This is a genomic window from Betaproteobacteria bacterium (assembly GCA_016713305.1).
Lineage (GTDB): Bacteria > Pseudomonadota > Gammaproteobacteria > Burkholderiales.
Genome location: JADJPK010000010.1, coordinates 1 through 25,332, shown reverse-complemented (window position 1 = coordinate 25,332; position 25,332 = coordinate 1). Strand labels below are relative to the sequence as shown.

17 protein-coding genes, 1 tRNA gene and 2 pseudogenes are annotated in these 25,332 nt (G+C 65.2%); 10 read left to right on the top strand and 10 right to left on the bottom strand.

Annotation, left to right across the window (positions count from 1 at the left end; genetic code table 11):
- Nucleotides 1–11: 11 nt before the first annotated feature.
- Nucleotides 12–332, bottom strand: a complete 321-nt coding sequence (locus tag IPK20_14165) for a hypothetical protein (GenBank protein MBK8017743.1) — start codon at nucleotides 330–332, stop codon at nucleotides 12–14.
- A gap of 494 nt (nucleotides 333–826) precedes the next feature.
- Here IPK20_14165 and IPK20_14160 point away from each other — a divergent pair, with 494 nt between their 5' ends.
- The 8 genes from IPK20_14160 to IPK20_14125 all read left to right on the top strand — a co-directional run bounded on the left by IPK20_14160 (nucleotide 827) and on the right by IPK20_14125 (nucleotide 13,548).
- Complete coding sequence (locus tag IPK20_14160; protein ID MBK8017742.1) at nucleotides 827–1,411, top strand: flavin reductase family protein; 585 nt, start codon at nucleotides 827–829, stop codon at nucleotides 1,409–1,411.
- A 755-nt stretch (nucleotides 1,412–2,166) separates the two neighbouring features.
- Nucleotides 2,167–5,619 carry a CHASE3 domain-containing protein gene (locus IPK20_14155; protein MBK8017741.1) on the top strand — a complete coding sequence of 1,151 codons (3,453 nt, stop codon included), beginning with the start codon at nucleotides 2,167–2,169 and terminating at the stop codon, nucleotides 5,617–5,619.
- On the top strand, nucleotides 5,616–8,906 hold the full coding sequence (locus IPK20_14150) for a response regulator (GenBank protein MBK8017740.1): 3,291 nt from the start codon (nucleotides 5,616–5,618) through the stop codon (nucleotides 8,904–8,906). Before IPK20_14155 ends, IPK20_14150 begins: the two co-directional genes overlap by 4 nt.
- Before the next feature lie 16 nt (nucleotides 8,907–8,922).
- Nucleotides 8,923–9,300: a response regulator gene (locus IPK20_14145; GenBank protein MBK8017739.1), complete on the top strand. Its 378-nt coding sequence runs from the start codon at nucleotides 8,923–8,925 to the stop codon at nucleotides 9,298–9,300.
- Nucleotides 9,301–9,441: 141 nt separating this feature from the next.
- Nucleotides 9,442–10,509, top strand: a complete 1,068-nt coding sequence (locus tag IPK20_14140) for a response regulator (protein MBK8017738.1) — start codon at nucleotides 9,442–9,444, stop codon at nucleotides 10,507–10,509.
- A 125-nt stretch (nucleotides 10,510–10,634) separates the two neighbouring features.
- Nucleotides 10,635–11,189, top strand: a complete 555-nt coding sequence (locus tag IPK20_14135) for a hypothetical protein (GenBank protein ID MBK8017737.1) — start codon at nucleotides 10,635–10,637, stop codon at nucleotides 11,187–11,189.
- The gene (locus tag IPK20_14130) at nucleotides 11,186–12,394 is read left to right on the top strand and encodes a hypothetical protein (protein MBK8017736.1); all 1,209 of its coding nucleotides are present in this window, start codon (nucleotides 11,186–11,188) and stop codon (nucleotides 12,392–12,394) included. The genes IPK20_14135 and IPK20_14130 overlap by 4 nt, the downstream gene beginning before the upstream one ends.
- Nucleotides 12,391–13,548: a methionine adenosyltransferase gene (locus tag IPK20_14125; GenBank protein ID MBK8017735.1), complete on the top strand. Its 1,158-nt coding sequence runs from the start codon at nucleotides 12,391–12,393 to the stop codon at nucleotides 13,546–13,548. The genes IPK20_14130 and IPK20_14125 overlap by 4 nt, the downstream gene beginning before the upstream one ends.
- 192 nt (nucleotides 13,549–13,740) lie before the next feature.
- On the opposite strand, the gene IPK20_14120 is transcribed toward IPK20_14125, so the two are convergent.
- Complete coding sequence (locus IPK20_14120; protein MBK8017734.1) at nucleotides 13,741–15,066, bottom strand: type II toxin-antitoxin system HipA family toxin; 1,326 nt, start codon at nucleotides 15,064–15,066, stop codon at nucleotides 13,741–13,743.
- The gene (locus tag IPK20_14115; protein ID MBK8017733.1) at nucleotides 15,066–15,317 is read right to left on the bottom strand and encodes a helix-turn-helix domain-containing protein; all 252 of its coding nucleotides are present in this window, start codon (nucleotides 15,315–15,317) and stop codon (nucleotides 15,066–15,068) included. Before IPK20_14115 ends, IPK20_14120 begins: the two co-directional genes overlap by 1 nt.
- 100 nt (nucleotides 15,318–15,417) lie before the next feature.
- On the opposite strand from IPK20_14115, the gene IPK20_14110 reads away from it, so the two are divergent.
- Nucleotides 15,418–15,756 (top strand): methionine adenosyltransferase domain-containing protein, encoded by a 339-nt coding sequence (locus IPK20_14110; GenBank protein ID MBK8017732.1) that lies wholly within the window; start codon nucleotides 15,418–15,420, stop codon nucleotides 15,754–15,756.
- Nucleotides 15,757–15,889: 133 nt separating this feature from the next.
- Here the strand turns inward: IPK20_14110 and IPK20_14105 are convergent, their stop codons facing one another.
- The gene (locus IPK20_14105; GenBank protein ID MBK8017731.1) at nucleotides 15,890–16,657 is read right to left on the bottom strand and encodes a histidine phosphatase family protein; all 768 of its coding nucleotides are present in this window, start codon (nucleotides 16,655–16,657) and stop codon (nucleotides 15,890–15,892) included.
- Nucleotides 16,658–16,896: 239 nt separating this feature from the next.
- Between IPK20_14105 and IPK20_14100 the strand changes: the two genes are divergently transcribed.
- Nucleotides 16,897–17,535, top strand: a complete 639-nt coding sequence (locus IPK20_14100; protein ID MBK8017730.1) for a methionine adenosyltransferase domain-containing protein — start codon at nucleotides 16,897–16,899, stop codon at nucleotides 17,533–17,535.
- Here IPK20_14100 and IPK20_14095 read toward each other — a convergent pair.
- The 6 genes and pseudogenes from IPK20_14095 to IPK20_14070 form a co-directional block, all read right to left on the bottom strand.
- Nucleotides 17,523–17,801 carry a BrnT family toxin gene (locus tag IPK20_14095; GenBank protein ID MBK8017729.1) on the bottom strand — a complete coding sequence of 93 codons (279 nt, stop codon included), beginning with the start codon at nucleotides 17,799–17,801 and terminating at the stop codon, nucleotides 17,523–17,525. The genes IPK20_14100 and IPK20_14095 overlap by 13 nt on opposite strands.
- Nucleotides 17,802–18,247: 446 nt before the next feature.
- Nucleotides 18,248–19,027: a DUF3800 domain-containing protein gene (locus IPK20_14090; protein ID MBK8017728.1), complete on the bottom strand. Its 780-nt coding sequence runs from the start codon at nucleotides 19,025–19,027 to the stop codon at nucleotides 18,248–18,250.
- A complete protein-coding gene (locus tag IPK20_14085; protein ID MBK8017727.1) occupies nucleotides 19,024–20,709 on the bottom strand; it encodes a restriction endonuclease subunit S in 1,686 nt (561 codons plus the stop codon). The genes IPK20_14090 and IPK20_14085 overlap by 4 nt, the downstream gene beginning before the upstream one ends.
- A 34-nt stretch (nucleotides 20,710–20,743) precedes the next feature.
- Nucleotides 20,744–22,200: pseudogene (locus tag IPK20_14080) on the bottom strand (N-6 DNA methylase).
- Between the two features lie 57 nt (nucleotides 22,201–22,257).
- Nucleotides 22,258–24,751, bottom strand: a pseudogene (locus IPK20_14075) (DEAD/DEAH box helicase family protein).
- A gap of 387 nt (nucleotides 24,752–25,138) precedes the next feature.
- Nucleotides 25,139–25,210 (bottom strand) — tRNA-Val (locus IPK20_14070).
- Nucleotides 25,211–25,332: the final 122 nt, after the last annotated feature.

Below are 25,332 nucleotides of genomic sequence, written 5' to 3'. Positions count from 1 at the left end.
TGCCTCACTTGCTAGCTCCGGCCAACGGAGGTCTCCATGTCGTCCTCGGCTTGTCGCTTGCCCAACTGGTCGACCGCAAAGGCCAGCCGGCCCTCCGTGATGGAACGGATCTGACCGTCCAGAAACTGGCGCATGCTGCGCCAGGAGAACTCGACCGTCACGATTGCGTGTTCCCCGATGATCTGCAGCGCGTGGCGCGTGATGGCCGGGTCGAAACGCCCGCCGTCCCACATGAACCCCAGTATCCGCGTCTGGCGCTCCCTCGCGATCTCCGCCGTGCGTTCCACGATTCGTGCCGCCGCCAGCGGCCCCATCGCCACATCGTCTTTCATTCTTCCCTTCCATCCGTGCGAACGACGATGGCAGCCCGCAGCCGTCTCTCGTCGAAGGTGTGTGTAATGTCTGGCGAATGTCTGGAAAGAAGCCCCCAGCACATCGCCCGCGTTCGCGGCCGCAGAGCGGACATCGCGTTCACCGCGCGGGAGTTAGGGGGCGGAAAGGAACTGCTGACGGCATCTGCGACTGCAGGCCCGCCGAGGCGCTGTTAGGCTCGGCGGCAATGCCGGAAAGGCTTTGCGGGCAAGGCAAAAGCGGTTCGATGGTAACACCGGCAGGACGCACTCGAGCATGTTCCGAGCACGAGTTCCAAGTCGTGCGGGCGACTGGCGAGCCGCTGCGGAAGCGTCGAACGGCGTTGCCTCGACGGGTCGGCTGAACCGGTCCTGACGCGCGTGTTCCCCGCGTAGAATCGGCCGAAAGATCATGGCCCATTCGAGGCGGCCAGGGCCACGTCGGCCCGGGAATCCCTCTCTCGCGGAGTCTGCAGATGACCCACTTCCGTCCTGTTGCGCTCCACCACGCCAGCCGTCTCGTCAATCATGGTCCCACGGTCCTGGTCACGAGTGCCGCCGGTGGCCGCCGCAACGTGATGGCCGCGGCGTGGTCGATGCCGGTGGAGTTCACGCCGCCGCGCATCGCCGTGGTGATCGACAAGAAGACCTTCACACGCGAACTCGTTGCCGCGAGCGGCGCCTTCGGACTCTGCATTCCCGGTGCGGCGCTGAGGGACATGACGTTCACCGTCGGCAGCACCAGCGGTCGCGACGTCGACAAGTTCGCCAGGTTCGGCATCGCTTCGCAAGCGGGGCCCGAACTGGGGATGCCGGTCATCGAGGAAGGCTGCTCCGCGTGGCTCGAATGCAGACTGATCCCGGAACCCCATGCCGAGGAGGCGTACGACACGTGCTTCGGCGAAGTGCTCTCGGCCGCCGCGGACTCCCGCATCTTCGACGCGGGCCGCTGGAGTTTCCGCGACGACAATCGGGACTTGCACACGATTCATCACCTCGGTGCCGGCAATTTCGTCACCGCAGGCAACGGCATCCAGGCGCGCATGCTGCCGGGAGACTGAACGCCGAACCGGACGTCACACTCCGATCCATTCCCGTTTCGCCTCGAATCGGGGATGCTCAGCCCGATGCACACGTAAAGCAACTGCGCCAGAGCAGCAGCACCGGCGGCGTTTCAAGCGCGTGACAATTCCGCCAAGTGCCCTTCTGCACCGGCCGCTCGACCCATTCGATGGACGACCGCCTGGTGACCTTCGTCCTCATCTGACGTTGCGTGAACGCACCACCACGGAACACGGGAGGCCATGCCGTCGCTCCCATCGCCATTGGCAGATGCAATCTTCCGGCAATCAACCCGCTCTTCTGTAACTTCGGACATTCCTTCGCTTGCGCCGAGTGCGATATCTTGGTCGCACAAACCGATGAAGCGATGTGGCGAGGTATTGCGTCGTTAGACCGGCAGTGGAGCGCTGTCCGCACGAAACAAGGGCAGCGGCGAACAATAACGATGTCAACACGACACTCCCTGAAATGACATATCGAACACCACGTGCCCGCCCTGAACGGCACTTTCGAAAATGACGGTGGCGGCCGGCAACGCAGGATCCGCGCAAGCCACGCCCTCCACCGTTGTCGGTGCAAGGCGGCGCAAGGTCCGAGGTGGTTCGGTCGCGCCAGGGAAATTCTCCCAGTCCGCACGCCTCCGGGTGCCGGCAGGGACGACACGCAACGGTCGTCACTCCTGCCAAACATCAAGCCCTGCTTGCACTAGGAGCAGGTTCCGGCGGTGCCCTCCGGGCGGCGCACGCGGGTCGAAGTGAAGTCGATCCCCATCTGGTGTGCAGTGCTCGCGATCGCCATTGGCGCCGTCGCCCTTGCCGGCTGGATGCTTGATGTGCCCGGGTTGAAGTCGCCCATCGCCGATTCGGCGACGATGAAGGTGAACGCGGCGGTCGCGTTTCTGCTGGCGGGGGCGTCCTTGTGGCTGCTGGCCCCTTCGCAAACTTCCGGTGCACGGCGTCTCGCCGGTCAGGTGCTGGCCTGGGTGGTCGTCGCGGTGGGACTGGTGACGCTGAGTCAGGAATGGACCGGCGTGGACCTGCGCATCGATCAGCTGCTCCTCCGCGATCCGGACGAAAAGCAGGTTCTCACTTCGAGACCGGGGCGGATGGCAGTGAGTGCCGCCACTTCGTTCGTGCTTCTCGGCGCCGCTCTCGCGCTGCTCGACTGGCGGCCTGCGTGGCGTTTCCGGGTCTCCGATGTTCTCGTGTTCGGCGTTGCCGTACTCAGTTCGATCACCGCGGCCGAATACGCGTTCGGCGGCATGGTGGGCAGCCGGTTTCTCGACGAGACGCGCATGGCGGTCCACGCGATCCCGGCCTTTCTCCTGCTGTGCGTCGGTGTGATCGCAGCGCGGCCGCGGCAGGGTGCGCTGGGACTTGTCAGATCGCGGTTGCAGGGCTCGCTCGAGCGTTCGTTGTACGCCGCGCTGGGACTCAGTCTGCTTGCGCTTTTCGTGACGGGCGGTGCCGGCTTCTTTGCCGCCCAGGAATCCATCGTGCGCGCGAACTGGGTGAATCACACCCAGGAAGTCCGGCGGCAGTTGAGCCTGCTCGTTGCGGAACAGTACGAACTGGAAAGCGCCGCGGACCGTTATCTGCTGACGGGCAACCGGACGTTCCTGCAGGGCTTCGATGCCGCCCGGGAAGCGAGCGAACGCACGATGACGGCGCTCACCGCGCTGGTTCGCGACAATCCCGTGCAGAGCGCACGCGTGGCGGAGGTGCGCAGGCTCCAGCAGGAGCACTTCCAGTCCGTTCGGCAGACACTCGAATCGCTCGGGCAGGGGGTGCATGCGGCGTTGTCCGGCGAAGAACCGGCGGAGCGCGGTCCGGCGGGCGCTCTGCGATCGACCGTCGCCCACATGGATACCGAAGAGGCGCGCCTGCTGGACGAGCGATTCGAGCAGGAGAGGGACAGCATCCTGCGGCTCAAGATCACGCTCGCGGTCAGCACGCTGCTCGCGGCCTGCGTGGTCGTGTTCTCCGTCGTCGTGATCCACCGCGATCTCGAAGTGCGCCGCCTGCGGGAGCAGGACGCGCGGGAACAGAACGAGGTGCTCGAGCGGCGGGTGCAGGAGCGAACCGCCCGGATCGAGGAAGACGAAGTGCGCTTGCGCACGATCGTCGAGAGCCTCGATCAGGGAGTGGTGGTCTTCAGCCTGGGCGGCAGCGTGCTCGACTTCAATCCCGCCGCGATGGCGCTCCATGGGTACACGCATCCGGAGGAGTACCGGCGGCAGCTGCCGGAGTTCCCGGACATCCTCGAACTCTCCTCCGACGATGGCCGTGTGCTGCCGCTCGATCAGTGGCCCATCTCCCGCATCCTGCGCGGCGAGGTCCTCCGGGACGTGGAACTGACACTGCGGCATCTGCCGGAGCCGGAGGAGCGGGTCTTCAGCTACAGCGGCCGCATCGCCCGGGACAGCAAGGGCAAACCGCTCATCGCGGTCATCACCATGCGGGATATCACCGACCGCAAGCGCGCGGACGCGCGCATCCGCGCGCAGCTCGAACGGCTGAGTCTGCTGGACCGGATCACGCGATCCACCGGAGAACGGCTGGATCTGCGCAGCATCTTCCAGGTGGTGGTGGGCAGTCTGGAGGACAGCATGCCGGCCGCCATCGCTTGTGTCTGCTTGCATGACGCCGGCGCGGACACGCTGACGGTGACGGCCATCGGCCACAACGGCGCGGCGCTGCCCATCGAGCCCTCGCTCGCCGAGGAATCCGCCTTCGGTGTGGATCGGAACGGACTGTCGCGGTGCATGCAGGGCCAGCTGGTCTACGAACCGGATGTGTCGGCGATCGATTTTCCTTTTCCCCAGCGGTTGGCGCGGGGCGGCATCCGTTCGGTGGTGATGGCGCCCCTGCGTGCGGAGAGCCAGGTGTTCGGGGCGCTCGTCGTGGGGCGGACCGGCCAGGACGCCTTCTCGAGCATCGAGTGCGAGTTCATTCGCCAGTTGAGCGAACACGTGGCGCTGTCCGCCCAGCAGGCTCAACTCTACGAATCGCTGCAGCGGGCCTACGACGATCTGCGGCAGACCCAGGCGGCGGCCATGCAGGAAGAGCGGCTGCGCGCGTTGGGGCAGATGGCCAGCGGCATCGCTCACGATATCAACAATGCGCTCTCGCCTGTATCGCTCTACACGGAATCGCTGCTGGCCAGCGAGAAGAACCTGAGCGATCGCGCCCGCGGCTACCTGGAAACCATCCAGCGCGCAGTGGAGGACGTCGCCCAGACGGTGTCGCGCATGCGCGAGTTCTACCGTCGACGGGAGCAGCAGGTGGAACTGGTTCCGGTGGCACTCAACCGCATGGTCCGGCAGGTGATCGATCTCACCAAGGCCCGGTGGAGCGACATGGTCCAGGCGAACGGCATCGTCGTGGACGTGTGCACCGACCTCACCGCGGATCTGCCTGCCGTGATGGGTGTGGAGAGCGACATCCGGGAAGCGCTCACGAATCTCGTCTTCAACGGAGTGGATGCGCTCCCTGAAGGTGGCACGCTCACCCTGCGGTCGCGAGTGGGGACGGATTCGTTCGGCCAGAACCGGGTCATGCTGGAAGTGACCGACACCGGCGTCGGCATGGACGAAACCACGCGCAAGCGGTGTCTCGAACCGTTCTTCACCACCAAGGGCGAGCGTGGCACCGGGCTGGGGCTGGCGATGGTGTACGGCATGGTGCAGCGGCACGGCGCCGACATCCAGATCGATAGCGCCCCCGGGGCAGGCACCACCGTCCGCATTCTGTTCGACGTGGCGAGCGATGGCACGACTTCCTCTGCCGGGCCGGGAGAGGCGGAATCGCCCCGCGGCCTGCGCCTGCTGGTGATCGACGACGATCCGATCCTCATCAAGTCGCTTCGCGACGCCCTGGAGGTCGACGGTCACATCGTCGAGACGGCCAACGGGGGCGAGCCGGGCATCGCGAAGTTCCTCGCTTCCCTTGCCGGTTCCGAGCGATTCGCCGCCGTGATCACCGATCTGGGCATGCCCAAGGTGGATGGCCGCCGCGTGGCGGCCGCGATCAAGCACGAATCCCCGGCAACGCCGGTGATCATGCTCACCGGCTGGGGGCAGCGCATGGCGGCCGAAGGCGACGTGCCGCCGCACGTGGACCGCGTTCTCGCCAAGCCGCCGAAGCTGCGCGAGCTGCGTGAGGCGTTGTCCGATCTGGCCGTGAAAGCCGCGGGGGAATCCGCATGAGCAGCCTTTCCATCGCACGGATACTGATCGTCGACGACGAAGCCGCCAACATGCTTGCGTTGTGCGAAACCCTGCGGGATCGAGGCTACGAGACCGAAGGGGCCACGGACGGACACGCCGCGCTGGAGGCACTGGCCCGGGAGCCGTTCGATCTTCTGCTCACCGATCTGATGATGCCGGGCATGAACGGCGTCGAGCTGCTTTCTGCTGCACTGCAGGTGGACCCGCAGCTCGTGGCGGTGCTCATGACGGGGCAGGGCACCGTGGAAACGGCCGTGGCGGCCATGCAGGCGGGCGCCATCGACTACGTGCTGAAGCCGATCAAGCTCGGCGCGATCATTCCTGTTCTGTCGAGGGCGCTGGACATCCGCCGCCTGCGCCATGAGAACCTGGAACTGCGCAACACGATGGTGATCCACGAACTGAACCAGGCGATCGCGTACACCCTGGACATCAACGTCCTGCTGGACAAGATTGCCGATGCGACACTGGGCCAACTCGAGGCGGACGAGGTTTCCATCATGCTCGCCTCGCCGGAAGGCGAGTATCTGCAGATCGCCGCCGTGCGAGGCGCAGGCCGCGAGTCGCTGCTGGGGCTGCGCGTTCCTTTCGGCCAGGCCATCGCGGGCACGGTGGCGCTCCGGCGCGCCCCCGTGATTCTCGACGGGGAGGTGAAAGATCCGGCACTCGCGCCCGTCAATCCGCGCGCCGACATCCGGTCGGCGCTGTCCATGCCGATGATCTCGCGCGGCAAGCTGGTGGGCGTGATCAACGCCAGTTCGCTCAGGCGGCCCAAGGCCTTCCCCCTGGGACGCATCAAGGGTCTCAGCATCTTCACCAATGCGGCGGCCGCCGGTATCGAGGCGGCCCGCATGCACGAGGAGCAGCGGCGCAGCGAGACGCGCCTGTGCGCGCTGCTGGAGAGTGTTCGAGACTACGCGATCTTCATGCTCGACCCGAAGGGCCGGATCGTCACGTGGAACGACGGCGCGCGGGAGCTGACGGGCTTCACCGAGAACGACATCCTCGGCCGTCCGTTCTCGTGCTTCTTCACCGCGGAGGACGTGGCGGCCGGGACGCCCACCCGGCTGCTGACGGAGGCAGGTCTGTACGGCCGTGCCGAGGACGAGGGCTGGCGGCTGCGCAGCGATGGCGTGCGGTTTCACACGCATTCGGTCATCACGGCCATGCGCGATCCTGCCGGTCAACTGCTCGGCTTTGCCGCCATCACGCACGACGTCACCGAACGTGTGCTCGCCGCTCAGAGGCTGCAGGCCCAGATGCAGCGCGCCGAGGCGCTGCTCCAGGCCGCACCCGATCCGGTGGTCATCGTGGACGAGGAAGGGCAGGTTGCGGTGGTCAACGCACGCGCCGAAGAGGTCTTTGGCTGGTCCCGTGACGAAATGGTCGGTCACCCGGTCGAGATGCTCATTCCTCCGGCGCGGCGCGGCGGGCACGTGGCGATGCGCCATTCCTACGTGAGCGCGCCGCGCGCCCGCGCCATGGGCGTCGACCGGGAACTCTTTGCCTGCCGCAAGGACGGAAGCGTGTTCCCGGTGGACGTGAGCCTCAGTCCTCTGCTCACCCCCGAGGGAACGCTGGTGATCAGCATGATCCGGGACGTGACCGACCGGCGCCGCATCGAGCGCGAGATCCGCGAACTCAACGTCACGCTGGAAAGGCGCGTGGCGGAGCGGACGCTGCAGCTCGAAGAGGCCAACCGCGCGAAGTCGGATTTTCTTGCCAACATGTCGCACGAGCTGCGCACACCGCTCAACTCGATCATCGGCTTCTCGGAGATGCTCAACGACGGCGTGGTGGGAGATCTCTCCGACAAGCAGCGCCGCTTCTGCGCCGACATCTTCGACGCCGGCACGCATCTGCTTTCGCTCATCAACGACATCCTGGACCTGTCCAAGGTCGAAGCCGGCATGCTGCAGCTCGAAACGGCACCGGTCGATGTGGTCGCGCTGCTGAAGGCCAGCACCCTCGTGGTGCGCGAGAGAGCGCTCAAGCAGCGCATCCGGCTTTCCGTGGACGTGCACTCCAGACTCGACACGATGTTGAGCGACGAGCGAAAGCTGAAGCAGATCGTCTACAACCTTCTCTCCAACGCCGTGAAGTTCACGCCCGAGGGCGGTTCGGTCACGTTGCGCGCATGGCGCTGCATGCGCGATGCCGTCGCGCTCGCGCCGCACTGGCCAGGCCGGCTGCTGCCGATGCCCTCGGACGGTGCCCAGGAGTTCCTGGCGGTGGAGGTGGAGGACTCCGGCATCGGCATTGCCGAGGACGACCTGCATCGCCTGTTCGAACCGTTCGTCCAGGTGGATGGATCGGCGACACGGCGGCACTCGGGCACCGGACTGGGTCTGGCCCTTGTCCGGAGGCTGGCCGAGCTGCATGGAGGTACGGTGGGCATATCGAGTTCACCCGGTGCGGGCACCAGCCTGCGCGTGTTCGTGCCGTATCTCTCGGCAGCCGTGGCGGGCGGCGAGCCGCCCGCCACGGCCGGACGCAGCCGTGCGGAAGACGGTCCGGTGCCGCTCGCCCTGGTGATCGAGGACGACGATCGCATGGCGGAGACCATCTCCACGCAACTGCGCGACGACGGCTTTCAGGTCCTGCGTGCCGCCACGGCGGAGGAAGGCCTGGTGCTGGCCGTGAGAAAGCGCCCCGCGGTGATCACGCTCGACATCTTCCTGCCGCTGATGGATGGCTGGGAGTTCATGCGCCGGCTGCGGGCCGAGCCGTCGCTCACCCACACGCCGGTGGTCATCATCACCGTGTCGCCCGATCTCGATCACGGCCTGGCACTGGGAGCACGCCGGGTGTTGCAGAAGCCGTTCGTACGCGAGGAACTCACCTCCGCGCTGGCCGGGCTGGTCGCGCCGCATCGGGACGGCTCGCCGCCCACCGTCCTCGTGGTCGACGACAACGTCAGGACGCTGGACCTCCTGACCGAGACGCTGACCAGCGGCGGGTACACCGTGGTCCGGGCGTACAGTGGTGCCGAGGCCATCGAGGCGGCGCAGGATGTTCTGCCGGACCTGGTGATCCTCGATCTCTTCCTGTCCGGCGCCGGGGGCTTCGAGGTGGCTCGCGCCTTGCGCGAATCGCCGGACACCGCGGGCATTCCCATCGTCGTGCTGGCGGCCCGGGATCTCGAGCCCGAAGACCGGGCGCAGCTCAACGGTCACGTGAATGTCGTCCTGGAGAGATCGCGGTTCAGCACGACCGACATCCTGGCGGAACTGCACCGCGTGATCGGTGCGCGCACCGTGAGCTGATCCGCGAAGACCGTCGATGCCGACCATTCTCGTGGTGGATGACGATGACCGGAACCTTCGTCTTGCCCAGGCTGCCCTCGAACAGGCGGGGCACATCGTCCTCACGGCGGAGGACGGCGCCACGGCCATCGAAGCGGCGCTGGAGCATGTGCCGGATCTCATCCTCATGGATGTGCAGATGCCGGGGCTCGACGGCCGGGGTGCGCTCGCGGGCCTGCGCGCGGACCCACGAACCGCGGCCATCCGCGTGGTCGCCTTCACGGCCATGGCAATGAAGGACGACCGGGAGGAGCTCCTGGCCCAGGGCTTCGACGGTTATCTGAGCAAGCCGATCCGTTACCGGGAACTGCTTGCCGAAGTGGAGAGGCTGCTGCAAGGCGGCCCGGCGATGTGAAGCACGAACCCGCCCAATCCCCCGCGGCCGTGCACCGTGTGAACGTCTCGTCTGCGGTGTTTGTCCGCTCTTCCGTCTGCCTGCAAGCGTGGGCGCATGGGCTCGGCGCGCCGTGGCCGAATGGATCGTGCAGGAGACGACATGAACCCGGATGCCCAGGCGGCCCGCGTGCTGGTGGTGGACGACGAAGACAGGAACCGCAGAGTGCTCGCCGCGATGCTGGAACACGAGGGCTACGCGGTGGTGGAGGCGGCGAGCGGCGAGGAGGCGGTGTCTTCGGCGCAGGTCAACCCGCCGGATCTGGTGCTGCTCGACATCATGATGCCGGGCATGGACGGCTACGAAGTGGCCCGCCTGCTGAAGACAGCGGACGCCACGCGCTCCGTGCCCATCATCATGGTCACCGCCCTGGGTGATCGCGGCTCGCGGGTGAGAGGTCTCGAAGCGGGGGCCGAGGAGTTCGTCACCAAGCCGATCGACCGGTGGGAGCTGCGCGTGCGTGTGAAGAATCTCCTCAAGCTCAAGGAGTACGGAGACTTCCTCGCGAACATGAACCGGATCCTCGACGACCAGGTCCGCGAACGATCGAAGCAGCTCGTCGCGAGCTACCGCGAGACGATCGCGACGATGACCCGCGCGGCGGCGTACAAGGACGAAGAGACGGGCGCGCACGTGGCACGCATCAGCCACTACACGGTGGAGATCGCGCGCACCCTGCAACTGGGCGACACGTTCTGCGACGTCATCCACTACGCGAGCCCGATGCACGACGTGGGCAAGATCGCCATTCCCGACGCCATCCTCGGCAAGACAGAGAAGTTCGAGCCGCACGAGTGGGAGATCATGAAGTCGCACGCGATGCTGGGTGCCAGGCTTCTGCACGGCTCCAGCTCGCCGTACCTCGCCATGGGGGCCGAGATCGCCGGCGGGCACCACGAGCGCTGGGACGGCAGCGGCTATCCGCTGGGGCTCAAGGGCGAGGCCATTCCGCTCTCTGCCCGCGTCATGAACATCTGCGACCAGTACGATGCCCTCCGCTCCCGGCGACCGTACAAGCCGCCGTTCACTCATGACCGGGCGGTGGAGATCATCACGGTCGGCGACGGGCGCACTTCCCCCGCACACTTCGACCCCGTGGTGCTGGAAGCCTTCAAGGCGCGAGCAGGGCGGCTGCGGGAGATCTACGAGGCCTACGCGGACGCGGACTGAGGGGACATGCGGGACTGCCATGGGATAGCCTGGAGCGTTCCGACGATACGGGCCCGGGTCAGCCTCGCGCTGTATTGCCATTACCATTCGAGGATTCGGAACCGCGCCACTCGAAACGCATCGCCATGCAGATTCCCTTCCCTCAAAGCTACTGGTTCCACGAGGGTCTGTTGTGCGCCGGGCACTACCCGGGCGACCTGACTCCAGCCGGGCGAGACGTCAAGCTTCGTGGTCTGCTCGACTGCGGTATCCGTCAAGTGCTCAATCTGATGGAGGCCGGGGAGGCGTCCCGTGGCGGCGCGCCGTTCGACCCCTACGAGACCCGGCTCGCGGTGCTGGCGGCCGAGAGAGGCGTGAAGGTCGACTGTCTGCGCCTGCCGATTCCCGATGCATCGGTGCCTGATCCGGCGGTGCTGCGGGAGATCCTCGATAGGCTCGACCGTGCGCTGCGAAGCCGGACGCCGACGTACCTCCATTGCTGGGGCGGCCACGGCCGGACCAGCACCGTGGTGGCGTGCCATCTGGTGGAGCGGGGCCGCACGGCCGATGAAGCCATGGAGGCGATCGACCGTTGGCGCATGCCGCTGCCCAAGCATCACTTTCCGTTCGAAGGGGATCAGGTGAAGTTCGTTCGAGCCTGGCGCGGACCGAACGCGCATCCACCGCAGGTCCGCCGATGATCGACCTTCTCCTGAACTGGGGCGGAGATCCGGCGGCCGAAACGCACTTTCTGGGCGAGTTGTCCCGCCATGTCGACGCGGTCGGTGCGTCCGCCAGGCGTGGCGACAAACGCCGGGTGCAGACGCTGGAAGCGGCAGTCGCCGGAGATCCGGCGTCGTCGTTTCATTTCGATTCCCGCGGCCACGGGACGCTGCGCGCGGCAGGCGTCGAGCTATCCGCCGGACGATTCACCACACCGACGCTCGGCGAGTTGCGCCAGCGGTTGACCGTCCAGCGCGGCGGCGACCGGCGCGCCCGCCTTCGCCTATGGGTCCTCGACGGTGCATCGCCTGCCACCGACATCGGCAGTCTGCAGGCGACGGCAGGTGCAGGGACGCTGTTTCAGGTGGCGTCGCAGTTCAATTGCCTGGAATCGCCAGGGCCCTACCTCACGGCCGTGACGAACTACTTCAGCGATCCCACGCAAGGGCCACGCGCCTCCATCTCGGCGTGGCCCGGCACGCTGCTCCGACACTACGCGGCCCCCAACAGCGACGGAAGCCGGTTCGTGCAGAGCGATGACGGCCCGCAGATCAATCTGCTGGAAGCCGTGTGCGCAGAGGGGGTGGCGCGGGTACGAAGCGGCTATCTCGCCTCCGGCGGTATTGCGAATCTCCCCGCTTTCGAGCGAGCGCTGGCCGAACGCTTCGACGACATCCGCGTAGGCCTGCACGAAGACGTGCCCGTGATGCTCGGCTACAACTGGGATGGCGGTGTCGAGGGCGAGCGGCGCATCGCGCAGGTCTTCACCTCGACGTTTGCCGGCGGCGGCTACAGTCATTCATCGAAGGCGGGCGAGCACGACCGGATCAGCGAGACGCTGCTGCGCGCCGCCTACCTCGGTACGCTCATGGCAGCCGCGTCCACCGGTACACCGAAGGTCGTGCTCACGCTGATCGGCGGCGGCGTGTTCGGCAACGAGGTGTCCACCATCTGGAACACCATCGTCTGGGCGCTGGATCAGGTCGAGCCGCTCCTGGGCACGCCGATGGACGTGATCGTGAATGGGCGCAATCTCGGGTACCACGTGGACGAAGCCACGCTCCTGGCACAGACGAAGCGCCGGGCAGGGGCGGTGATCCGGTTCCAGCGCGAGGGCGTCGCGGTGATCCGCGGTACGCTGGGCTTCGACTCCGCCCCATCCCCCGAAGGAACCACCCCATGATCATCCGCAACGGACTCTTCTCTTCCGAATCCGTCTCCGAAGGCCACCCGGACAAGCTGGCCGACCGCCTGTCCGACGCCATCCTCGACGCCTTCCTGGCCGGCGAACCCGACGCGCGGGTCGCGTGCGAATCGCTGCTGTCCAACGACCTGGTCGTGATCGCCGGAGAATTCCGCACGCGCGACGAAGCTCTCTTCGAACGGATCCGCGATGCTGCTCCGGCTATCGCTCGGCGGGTGCTGCGCGATTCAGGTTATGTCGACCCCTGGATGGGTGTGGACGAATCGAGGCTGGAAATCCTCGTGCGCTTCAACCACCAGTCGCCCCACATTCAAATGGGTGTGGACCGCGACGACGGGGTGCTGGGCGCGGGCGACCAGGGCCTGATGTTCGGCTATGCCTGCGACGACACGCCCGAGCTGATGCCGCTGCCCATCCACCTGGCGCACCGCCTCGTGCAGCGGCAGGCACAGTGCCGCAAGGAGAAGGTACTGGACTGGCTGGGACCCGACGCCAAGTCGCAGGTGAGCATCCGATACCGCGACGGCGAACCGGGCCAGGTGGAGGCCGTCGTGCTGTCCACCCAGCACCGGGAAGACATCCCGATCGGGCAGGTGAGGGACGCCGTGCGCGCCGAGATCATCGACCCCGTCATTCCGACCGAGCGCCGCGCCCCCGGAATGAAGGTGCTCATCAACCCCACAGGCCTCTTCGTCGTCGGCGGCCCCAAGGGCGACACCGGCCTCACCGGCCGGAAGATCATCGTAGACACCTACGGCGGGGCGGTGCCGCACGGCGGCGGAGCGTTCTCCGGGAAGGATCCCTCGAAAGTCGACCGCTCTGCAGCCTACATGGCGCGCTTTCTCGCACGGCAGGTGGTCGCCCGCGGCTGGGCGAGAAAGTGCCTCGTCCAGATCGCCTACGCCATCGGCGTGGCCGAGCCGGTGAGTTTTCTGGTGGAGACGTTCGGCACCGGACAGCGCAGTGCCGAGGACATCGTGAGCACGCTGCGCGACGAGTTCGATCTCACGCCGGCCGGGATTCTGACGACGCTGGATCTGCGACGGCCGATCTACGAGCTGACAACGAACTACGGGCACTTCGGGAGGCAGAGGGAGGAGTTCGCGTGGGAAAGGGGCGTGACGACGGGCTGAACGTCCGGGGAGCGACCCGCTGGGTGTGCCGCCCATCTTGGGCTGCCTCGTGATCCGGGCCACAGGTGTGCCCAGGAAAGAAGAAACCCCGCCGCAGCGGGGTTTCTTGCCGACCGCCTTGCCAAAGCCATTCTCGACGCCTTTCTGACAGGCGCAACCAGCCTTGGCAGCGAAGCTCGGCATTACCGCGCTTCACCCGCGTTCTTCGCTTCGAGTTCCGAGCCTGCGAAGGCGGCGGTGCACGCCGTCCGCTATCTGGTCGAAGAGCTGGCCGGGAAAGTCATCTGGCAGCGTGGCAGCGAGGGCATCAAAGGCGCGAGGGAGATCGGTCACGAGTTCGTCCTGGACCTCGTCGACGACGGACTTTCCAATCCCTGCAGCATGCGCCGTCTGTTCGAAGTGGCGCGGCTCGATCTCGTTGATCACATAGTGGCGGTTCTTGCCGACGGCCATCGACATCCGGAACTGCCGCTGAGTGATCCGAGAGGCATCGACGAGAGGCTGCGCGGAAAGGATGTCGTAGAGCGGAGCCAGGCGAAAGCGCCCTCCGCGAAGCAGATGGATACTGAAATTCTTTGCGTGGCCGTCGGTGGCGCCAAGGAGCCAGAAGAACAACTGCGCCTTGAGGAACAGGCGGCGGTCTTCGGCCGGCTGGTCGCTTGCCTCGAGGAGCGCGAGCAAGGCGGCGATCCCGGGACCGCCATCCGATTCGTACTTGCGGCTGGGCATGACGCCAAGCGCCTGGCAACCGTCTTCCTGCGGCAGGCGAAGGAGGCGGCCATCACTGGTCCACAGCCGATCGAAGCGCTCAACGACGAGCGTGCGGATGCCATCGAAAGTGGCGATCTCCGCGCGCGCGCAAGGAAGTCCGATTGCACTCGCAAGGCGCAGGCAGAGATACTCGTTGTCGACACTGTCCGACAGGTCCATGCCGCTCGCGAGCTTGCCGATCGCGGGCTTGAGGATGTGAGTGGTCGCGGTAGCGCCGTGCGGCAGGTGCCACTGGTCGTGCCACCACAGGAGGGCGGTCTTCTCCTGCGCGCCCGCAAGCGAAATCCGAAAGGCCTCATCCGTCGTGACACCGAGCGGGGCAGGGCCGAGATTGCCAAGGATCGCCGCGATATCGGCATCGGCAAGCCTGGTCCCCGCTACGTGGGCCGGTGTGCCGGGGTCGGCTTTCTTAGGCACGAACTGAAGAGCGCCCACGCAATCGCGGCCGATGGTACCGAGCAGGCTGAAGGCGTCGCTGCCCGCCGCCTGGGTGCGCGCGGCGAGGCGGTTGCGGATCTCGGTGTTGTCCGGAAGAAGGTTTTCGAAAACGGCGAGAACCGGCTCGCCGAGATAGCGATCCTCGCGCAGCGGCAGCGAGAGCGAGACCGGCAGCGCTTTGTCCCAGGCGAGCCAGTCCGCGTCATACCGAAAATCCACAGCACCGCTGCCCTCGCGCCGAAGCTGGCCCACGCGGCGGCCGTTCAGGTAGACGTCGAGCGGTATGTGGGTGCGAGGACGCCCGGCCATCAGAACATGTCCTCGATCTCACGGGCCGAGCCCTTGGTCCGCGGCCTCACGACCAATTCCAGGTCAAGGGCGGCGAGCGCCGCAAGGAGTGTTTGCACGCGCGTGGCGTTCTCTCCGGCCTCGAGGCTCGATACCGTGGCCTGGCGCAGACTCATGCGCGCGCCAAGCTCGACCTGCGTCAGCCCCGCGCGCTTGCGCTCCCGGCGGATGGCGGCGCCGAGCTGCTTTTGGGTGCGGGCAATCTGTTCCATGCCGATTCCTCCTTGATCTTCACTATGCGCGACGGCGTATATATTGTCAATATACGCGGAAGCGCATTAAGTCTGGGTATTCGGCTAAGCGTATGGTTTGATGATGGTGTTTCGCGCGGCAGAGTCGGAAAGTCGGTCGGCCCGCTTTCCCGCGAGGCAGGTGGTCGCCCGTGGTTGGACAAGGAAATGCCTGGTCCAGATCGCCTACGCCATCGGCGTGGCCGAGCCGGTGAGCTATCTGGTGGAGACTTTCGGCACCGGACAGCGCGGTGCCGACGAGATCGTCAGCGCACTACAAGACGAGATCGACCTCACGCCGGCCGGGATACTGAAAACGCTGGATCTGCGGTGGCCGATCTATGAGCTGACGACGAACTACGGGCACTTCGGGAGGCAGAGGGGGGAGTTTTCTTGGGAGAGGGAAGTGACGACAGGCTGAACTTCCCGGAGGCGGTTCGGTCGGTGCGCCGCCTATCTTCGGCCGCCGCATCGAGTCGCGCCATTGGTCTGTCCAGAAAAGAAGAAACCCCGCCGCAGCGGGGTTTCTCCGGGTGGCAGAACTGACCGGCCGATCAAGACGCTTGTTTCTTGCGGCGAGCCATGAATCCCATCAGCCCCAGACCGGCCATCAACATGGCGTACGTTTCCGGTTCTGGCACGGGCAGCGGGGTGCCCTGCCAGTTCGTCACGTAAGGCAGATCATTGATGAGTTCAAGCTGCACGATGCCGGTGTTCTGGAGGCCATGCGAAAAGGCGAAGTCGAGGCTCACGTTCTCGGCAAAGTAGGGCATGACGAAACCGATTTCCGCCCCGTGTCCGACCAGGACCACGATTCCGTCCTCGTCCTTGTGCTGATTGATGATCTCGTTCCACGCCGGGATGACGCGTGCCGCCATTTCATCGAGCGATTCGGCATTGGGCAGGTTCGCCTTGGCACCGGTATTTCCCGCGGCCCAGGCACCGATGACGGCGAAAGGATTGACGGTGGCCAATTCTTCGAGGCTCGTGACGTCACCGATGTACCACTCGTTGGTCCGGGCGTCTGCGATGGGCGTGAGGCCAAACGCAGCCGCTGTGGGCGCAATGGTGAGCTGGGTGCGCTGATAGGCGCTGGTATAGAGGGTGGTGATGTCGTAGCTTGCCAGCACAGTTTGCAGGTTGAGCGCCTGCTGTTGGCCCAGCACCGTCAACGGCGGGTTCAGGAATTCCTGAACCGTGGTCGCCGTGCCCGCATTCGCCGTGCTTTCGGCATGACGGATGAAAAGGAAGTCCGCGGCGGAAGCGGGTACCGCCTGGAGCGCCGCGAATACGAGAGTACCGATAGACAGCGTCTTGCGCATTGTTCATCTCCCCGATGGCAATTGAGTCACATGCAAGCGCACGCATCGCAAGAACGTTGGATGGTGAGCTTGTGTGCTTCGCCATCGTAGCTAGCCATGTTGGCCGGAGCATGGCAACGCGTGGGACAGCAGCGGATCCAAACGGACTACGTTGAAGATTGGCAGGGGGCAAATGAGGCATGCATCGCTGCGGTCAGAAGGCCTCGTCCTTGATCTGTAGATCGGTGCCCTCGCTATGCATGGCCCGATTTCCCGCGCGGCAAGTGGTCGCCCGCGGTTGGGCAAGGAAATTCCTGGTCCAGATCGTCTACGCCATCGGCGTGGCCGGGCCCGTGAGTTTTCCGGTGGAGACGTTCGGCACCGGACAGCGCAGTGCCGGCGACATCGGCAGCGCGCTACGAGACGAGTTCGAACTGACGCCGGCCGGGGTCCTGAAGGCGCTGGATCGGCAGCGGCCGATCTACGAATTGACGACGACTGACGGGCACTTCGGGAGGGTGAGGGAGGGGTTCACGTCGGAGCCGGGCGATAGAGAGCTGCGCCGGTGTGGCTCATCCAGTAAGCCAGCCTGCTGCCAATCTGCGGGCGGAGCGGCCCGCACGGTTCTTTGCGCAGGCTGGCTCGCACGCGGGTCAGGGCTTGCTGGGCCAGGCAATCTGGATCTGCCTGTTTTGCGCAATGCAGTCGCGAAGATAGAGACTGATGAGGCTTTGGTAAGGGACGCCTACATCGACCGCCATGCGCTCGAAGTAGGCAACGACGTCTTCGGAGGGCTGCATGGTAACGGGTGTCTTGAGCTTCGATGCGTAGGGGGTTCCTGCGCGACTTCATCTTGGAGAGATCGTATTCGGCTTTCATGGAATCCTCACTTCCCGTAGAACGCGCTTTCACGCTGGGTGGCCTTGCGCGCGGAAATGACGCGGATGACGTGACCGTCGTCTCGTTTGCAGTGAGCAACCGGAAGCAGTCTCGGACCAGCGCTCATCCCCAACAACAGAAAGCGCTCTTCAAGCGTCGAGTGGTCATCATCGAAGAACTGGATGGCGAACTCATCGTAGAAGACAGACTGGGCTTCCTCGAAGGAAACACCGTGCTTCTTGATGTTTGCCGCAGCCTTGGCGGGAATCCACTCGGAATTGATCATGCGTACAGTGAATGTTTGTGAGACAGGATGTCAATCCGGCCATGGCGTTGAGCGGTGCCAAAGGCTTGGCCTCCAGAGAAAGATGCGGGCGGAACGGGAAGCCCCGCGGATTGCTCAGCCAGGCTTCCGCGTGGCGAAAGCCCCAGAGCCCGTCTACGTCCTGCAATGCGCCGACTTTGACCCGACGCCCGATGCAGGGGTGGCGGGCGGTTCCCCGTCACACGCTGCTCGTGACCTTCGGTCCTGGGCTGCGCCAGTTCTTCCTGATTTTGGGCCTGTGGTGTTGGCCGACTATGGCTCGGCGCCGCAGCTGGCCATGCATTCTTCGCCTGGACGGGAACCTACCGAGGCCGGTATGCTCTGATCTAAATGGGTTGGGACTACCCGACCGGCGCTGGGCTCCTGGGACTTCCTGGGGGCCCTTCTGCTTTCTGGGGCGCGATTCTTCACGGAAACACCTTCAGGCCGTTGCCCGGGACCACGCCGTGAGCCCCGGCGAACAGCTTGGTCGCCAAGACGTCCCACGCCCGGTTTGGCTGGTCGGGCCGCAGAACGTGTAGCCCCGCCGGCCGGGCCACGAGGTCGGCCAGTTGCAAGCCCTCGGAGTTGGCGCGCTTGTCGGCGATCACGATGTCCAGCGCGTACGGGCGCCTGTCGCGGTTGTCGCCGTCGCAGACACGTCGAAAGGTCACCTCGATTTCCTTGTCTTCTTTCAGTCCACGTGCCTCGCAGACCACAGTGGTGCGGCGCTCGCCCTGTCCCCGCAGGTGCAGGAAGTGATGCACGCGCTCCAAGCCGTACTTCAAAGCGAGGTGGTAAGGGTGCTCGGGGCTTAGGTAGCGCGCCTTGTGCTTCACCTTGTCGATCACTACCGCCACCAGCGTCATCGGCGCAGCGCGAATGACTTCGGTGAGCCCCTCCAGCAGCGCCTCGCGCGCATCCTTGCCCAGGCGTGCGAAGGGGCCCGTCTTCTTGCGAATGTCGTGTTCGTGCAGGATCACGAGGTCGTGGCCGAACAACTGGCACTTCAGCCGGCGTACGGCCGGCGTGATCTGCTCCACATAGGCCGCCGTGGGCAGGATGCAGAAGGCCAACACGAAGATCGGGTATTCGGGGTTCACCGACTCCAGGCTGTGGTCGCCGCTTTCGTCGACGAAGACGATGTAGTCGCTGTGCGAGGGCGGGATACCGCCGCCGACGGGCGTCACAGCGCTGACCTCGGTCATGAGGCCTGGGCCTCGGCGGCGCTGGCAGACCATTCCAGGTCAGTCGGCTCCAGCGTGCGGCGTAGCAGAACTTCCAGCATGCGCGCACGATGGGTCTCGCAGGCGGACAGACTGGCCTCCAACTGGTCGCAGCCTCTCATCAATTCAGCAACCTTGGCAACGATCCTGCCCTGCTCGACAAGCGGGGGCACAGGCACCGCGAAGTGGCGAAGCGGGCGAAGGCCGATGGTTGGCTGCGCCGTGCCGGTAGTACTTCGGATTGCCTGGTCGTAGACGTGCGGTGAACTCAACATCCAAACCAAGTACTGGAGATTCATCGCGGAAGCCGGCTTCAAGATCGCAATGTGCCGCTGGACGCAGAACTCTCGATCTGTATCAACCAACGCGGGGCGGCCAAAGGTGGCACCGACGACCGTGTAGAGAATGTCGCCGTGTGCAGGTACACGATAGGTAGGCAGAGACTGGAAGTAGTCTTTGGATACTAGTCTGCAATCGGCAAAGTTGAGTTTTCCCGTGGTGACATTCCCGATGGTCAAGAACGCGATCCCCTCATCGGCACGCGGAGGAGGTTGGTGGTCGCCATCGGTAATCACTCGGTGTAGTTCAGCCAAACGAGCCCATCGCCACCCCAGAGGCAATGTGTAAGGTTCGTTTTCTTTCTCGATTGGTTCCACGACCGCTCTGGTGAGGCGGTGTGTCTTGCAGTACGCGTCGATCTCCCGGCTGACGCGAGTGAGAAGATCGGATGCGGGTTCGTCGCGTGGATCTTGCCCGACCAGTTTGCCTCGCACGGCAAGACCGAGGATCGTTTGTCGCATTTGGGTGATCTGATCACACCGTGTGGTGAGCGCCGGCAGGGCGTCCAGCGCGAACCGCGCGTCATCGGCAAACGTCTCTGGGTCGGGTGTATTGAGGCGGGCCAGGCTGGCCGCGGTCAGCCGGTCGCGCGCCGTTTCGCGTTCCGCCCGAGCGGCCTCCAGCCGGTCGCACAGCGCCATCAGTTCATCGACCTTGGCGACGATGCGATGTTGCTCAGCGAGTGGCGGAATCCACACGACGTGATGCAGGAACGGTCCGCGATTGATGTGGGTCATCACGAGCCCGTGCGCATGAACGCTCTCTGAGAGGTCGCGGATCGCCCGCTTCAACAGCAGCAGTAGATAGCCACTGTCTGTCAGGCCAGTCGCCTGAATCACACGGAAGATGTGCTGGTTCAAGACTCCGGTCTGTCGCTTCCAGAGATAGGCGTCCAGCGTCGCTGACCACGACACAAGGATGTCGCCGGTCCGAACCAGTACTTCGTCAGCGAACTCGCCCTGGGCATAGTTGAACTCCCGAGAGTCATCCGAGAGGTTCTGAATGCGGATGATTGGCAGGCCCGAGGCTTTCCAGTCCGACGGCTTGAACGCAAGCCCGTTGATGTACAGCCCGGTGTCGTTGATGCGGGCGGCCACCCATCCCGTGGGCAATTCGTCGCCGATCTCCGCCTCCGCAATCGGCGCGCTCGGCGTGAAGCGAAGACGCCCTGTCGCCTTGGCGCGCTCACTGAGTTCGCTTCGTGCTGCCGCCAACGCTTTGGCTTGAGGATGGTCACCTGGCTGCTGGGGCAATAGCTTCCCCCGAACAGCCAAGTCAAGCACCAGCTGGCGCAGCCGCGGTAGCGCCTCCGGCGCATCCGCCACACGCTCGAGAGTGCCGCAAAAAGTTCGTCGGCCTTCATCGCGCCAGCGCCTCCGCCAGGATCGCCTTCAACTGGTCCCGCAGGCGCGCTGTCTCCGCCTCGGCCGCGTTCAAGGCTGCCAGCAGATGCTCCGGATCGCCGTGGTCGTCATCGATCGCATGCGGGTTCTTGATGTCGAGGTTGTAGCCGCGCGCCTTCACCTCGTCAGCCGTCACACGCCACGCTTGCGGCGTCTCCACGCGGCCTTCGCGCGCTGCGCCGCCCCACCAGTCCACGCACCCCTGGAGGTGCTCCACGCGGATCGGCTTGGTCATCGAATAGGCCTTCTGGCCCTCGGGCACGCGGTGCTCGTAGAACCAGATGTCCTGTGTTGGAGTGCCCTTCTCGAAGAACAGCAGGTTGGTGCCGATGCTGGCGTAGGGCTTGAACACGCTGTTGGGCAGCCGCACGATGGTGTGCAGGTTGCACTCGGCCAGCAGGTGTTCCTTCAGGCGCGTCTTCACGCCTTCGCCGAACAGGCTGCCATCGGGCAGCACGATGGCAGCTCGCCCGCCGGGTCTCAGCAGCCGGATGAACAAGGCCAGGAACAGGTCGGCCGTCTCCTTGGTGCGGAAGTGCGACGGGAAGTTGCTCTCGATACCGTCTTCCTCGCGCCCGCCGAACGGCGGGTTGGTGAGGATGATGTCCACGCGGTCGCTCTGGCTGTAGCTCACGTAGGGGCGAGCCAGGGTGTTGTCGTGCCGCACGAAGCCGGGGTCCTCGATGCCGTGCAGCAGCATGTTGGTGACGCACAGCATGTGCGGCAGCGGCTTCTTCTCCACCGCGCGCAGGCCGCGCTGCAGCGCCTGTTCGTCTTCGGGCTTCTTCACGTAGCGGTCGCGCATGTGTCGGATGGCGCAGGTGAGGAAGCCACCCGTGCCGCAGCTCGGGTCGAACAGCGTCTCGCCTGGCTTGGGGTCGATGCGGTCGACCATGAAGGCGGTCAGTGCGCGTGGCGTGTAGTACTCGCCGGCATTGCCGGCGCTCTGCAGGTCGTTCAGCAGTTGTTCGTAGATTTCGCCGAAATGCCGTCGGTCGGCCAGGTCGTTGAAATCGACACCGTTGATCTTGTTGAGCACCTGCCGCATCAGCTGGCCGCTCTTCATGTAGTTGTAGGCGTCCTCGAACACGCCGCGCACCACCCGCGCCCGCGCCGCGGCTGGCCTGATGTCGACAGCGCCTTGAGCGTGGGGAACAACTCGCCGTTGACGAAAGCCAGCAGAGCGTCGCCAGTGATGCCCTCGGGGTCGGCCGCCCAGGTTCGCCACTGCAGCTTGGCCGGGATCGGCGATCGGTAACCGTCCTGCATCACCTCCAACTGCTGGTCCTGGTCGTCGATGATTTTCAGGAAGAACATCCAGCACAGCTGCGACAGGCGCTGAGCGTCGCCATCGACGCCGACGTCCTGTCGCATGGTGTCCTGGATGGATTTGATGATGGCTCTGGCTGACATGTTCTGGTTCTGAGGGTGCGCGTCGGCGCCGGCGCGCCGGCTGTAGTCATGCGGAGATCAGGCTGTTTCCTGGTACAGCGCCGCCTGCAACTCGTGCACGGCCTGCTCGAAGCCGGCGCGGTTGCCGAAGGGCTTGATCAGCTGCAGCGGCGTGCCCATGGTGCTGAACGGCGGAATCTCCAGCATCTTCACGTTGTCCAGCCCGCCGACGATGCCTTCGTCCTGGTACTTGGCGAGCAGCGCTTCCAACACCGCGCGAGCCTGCGGGCCATACTGGGTGAACACGTCGCGCTTCTTCACGTTGTTGGCGCGCTCTTTCCGTGTGAGCGGCGGCTGGTCGAAGGCGATGTGGCAGATCAGGTCGAAGGGGTCGAGGTCCTTGCCGACCTCTTCCAACAGCGGATCCAGCAATAGGCCTTCGGCCGCCAGCTCGGCGATGACGGCGTCCTTGCGCTCGCTGGCGCGCCATCGCTTGAGGAACTGGTCCAGGCTGGCGAACTGCTTGCGGATCGCCTTGCGCGAGAAGTCGCGCAGCGACTCGGTCACCAGCTTGCCGCCGTCGTCCAGGTATTCGACGCGTTCGGTCAACACCGTCACCGGTCGGCCGTCGATGTGGAACTTGGGTTGAGGTGGTGGCGGGGGTGGCTGAAGCGGGCCCGGGCCTGGGGGCGGAGGATCGACCAGGATCTCTTCCCCGTCGTTGTCTTCTTGCTCGTCATCGCCACCGCCCGGCGGCGTGGGCGGCTCGATGGGCGGATCGGGTGGCAACGGGGGGTCATGCTCGCCCGGCTCGTAGATCTGCACCGGGTCGCCGTCGAAGTCGGGGTCTGCGAAGTGCGCCGTCGCGCCGCGGAAGTCCACCAGGGTGAAGTAAAACTTCTGCGTGTCTTCGTGGATGCGCGTGCCGCGCCCGACGATCTGCTTGAACTCGGTCATCGAGCCCACCGCGCGGTCCAGCACGATGAGCCGGCAGGTCTGCGCATCCACGCCCGTCGACAGCAGGCGCGAGGTGGTCACCAGCACCGGGTAGTTCGACTCGGGGTCGATGAAGTTGTCCAGTTGCTCAGCGCCGGCCGGGTCATCGCCGGTGATGCGCATGACGTAGCGCTCGTTCTTCAGCACCAAGTCTTGGTTCTCGACGATGAGCGCCTGGCGCAGGCGTGCCGCGTGGTCGGTGTCGGTGCAGAAGATGATCGTCTTCTGCATGCGGCTGCCGCTCTGCTTGAGGTAGTCGGTGATCCAGCGCGCCACGCGCTGCGTGCGCCTGTCGATAATCAGGCTGCGGTCGAAATCCTTGACGTTGTAGATGCGGTCGTCAATCAGCAGGCCGTGCTTGTCGGTCTCGCCGGCGTGCGGGCGCCAGCATGCACATCCACGTCCAGGTGGACGCGGATCACTTTGTATGGGGCCAGGAAGCCGTCGCCGATGCCCTGGCGCAGTGAGTAGGTGTGGACCGGTGGGCCGAAGTAGTGGATGTTGGAGACGTACTCGGTCCCTTGGGCGTGGCGGTCAGGCCGATCTGCGTGGCAATTCGGAAATGGTCGAGGATCTCGCGCCATGCGGCGTCTTCGGCCGCGCTGCCGCGGTGGCATTCGTCGACGATGATCAGGTCGAAGAAGTCTGGCGACAGCTCGCGGAACAGCTTCTGCCGGTCGTCTGGGCCGGTCAGCGCCTGGTAGAGCCCGAGGTAGATCTCGTAGGCGGTGTCGATGCGGCGCTGCTTGTCGGCGCCGCCGCGATCGACCGCGATGGTCAATTCGGTCTTGCTGCCGTCGTCGCGTTCGATGGTCTTCGCCTGGGTGCTCAGCTTGGCCATCTTCGCGCCGAAGGGGCGGAAGTCATTGACCATGGTCTGATCGACCAGGATGTTGCGGTCGGCCAGGAACAGCACACGCTTCTGCCGGCCGGCGTGCCACGGTGACTTCCACAGCCGCCAGATGATCTGGAAGGCGGTGTAGGTCTTGCCGGTGCCCGTGGCCATCACCAGCAGCACGCGGTCGCGCCCCTTGGCGATGGCCTCCACCGCGGCATTGATGGCGTTGCGCTGGTAGTAGCGCGGTTCCTTGCCGCTGCCGTCGTCGTAGTAGGGCTCGAGAACGATCGGCTCCTCGGCCGCGCCGATGCCTTTCCACTCTCGGTACTTCGCCCACAGCGCGTCGGGCGAGGGGAACTCGTGCATGCCCAGGTCGGCCTCACCCTTGACCATCAGGCCGGTGCGATCGTGGAAGACGAAGCCCTTGCCATTGCTGGCAAACACGAAGGGCACCTGCAGCGCGGCTGCGTAGTCCAGCGCCTGCTGCATGCCATGCCCGGCTGAAAACTTGGAGCGCTTGGCCTCGATCAGCGCCAGCGGAATGTGCCGCCAGTAGAGGACGAAGTCCGCCTTCTTGGCCTTGCCTCGGGCCACCAGCCGACCGCGCACGATGATGCGGCCCTTGGTGAAAGACACCTGGCGCCGGATCTGCGTGGCCTCGTCCCACCCGGCCTGGACGATGGCCGGGGTGATGAACTTGACGCTGACGTCGTCTTCGGTGAGGAGATCGGGGTTCATCCGGCGATAGCGGCTCGAATCCTTCGATGCTTTCGGAGCAGAAGCACATCAACAGTCTATGGCACTAAAGGGCTCCGCAAAGAATGTCGAACATACGAATATGCATCCGCGGCGCGAACCTGCAGGGCGAGCACGCTTTTGGTCCTGTCGTCCCAAGTTGCGACTTGGATGGATACTACGGTGATGACCTGATAGTGGTGGAACGTTCTGAGATCGACGGGCAGGCGCGACCCTCGAAGGGACTTGGTGCAACTTGATGTGGCTTGTACGAAAGACCGCGCCGGAACGATAGGGCAGGCCAGTTGCGGCACGGAGACGCCGAAGAAGCGGTCAATGCTAACCGCAAGGCTAGTCCGGACTAGAGTGCTGAAGTTACGGCGGAATTTTTGGTGGGCAGTAGTGGGATCGAACCACTGACCCCCGTGTGAAGGCAGTGCTCTACCGCTGAGCTAACTGCCCGCCGCGAGAGGGGGCGAATTACAGCATAGGCGGTCCGGTTCGGTCAATCGCCGCGCTGCTCCCCAGAGGCCCCTCACGTAGAATCGCGACCTTTCCCTGAAACAGACCCCTCGCATCATGAT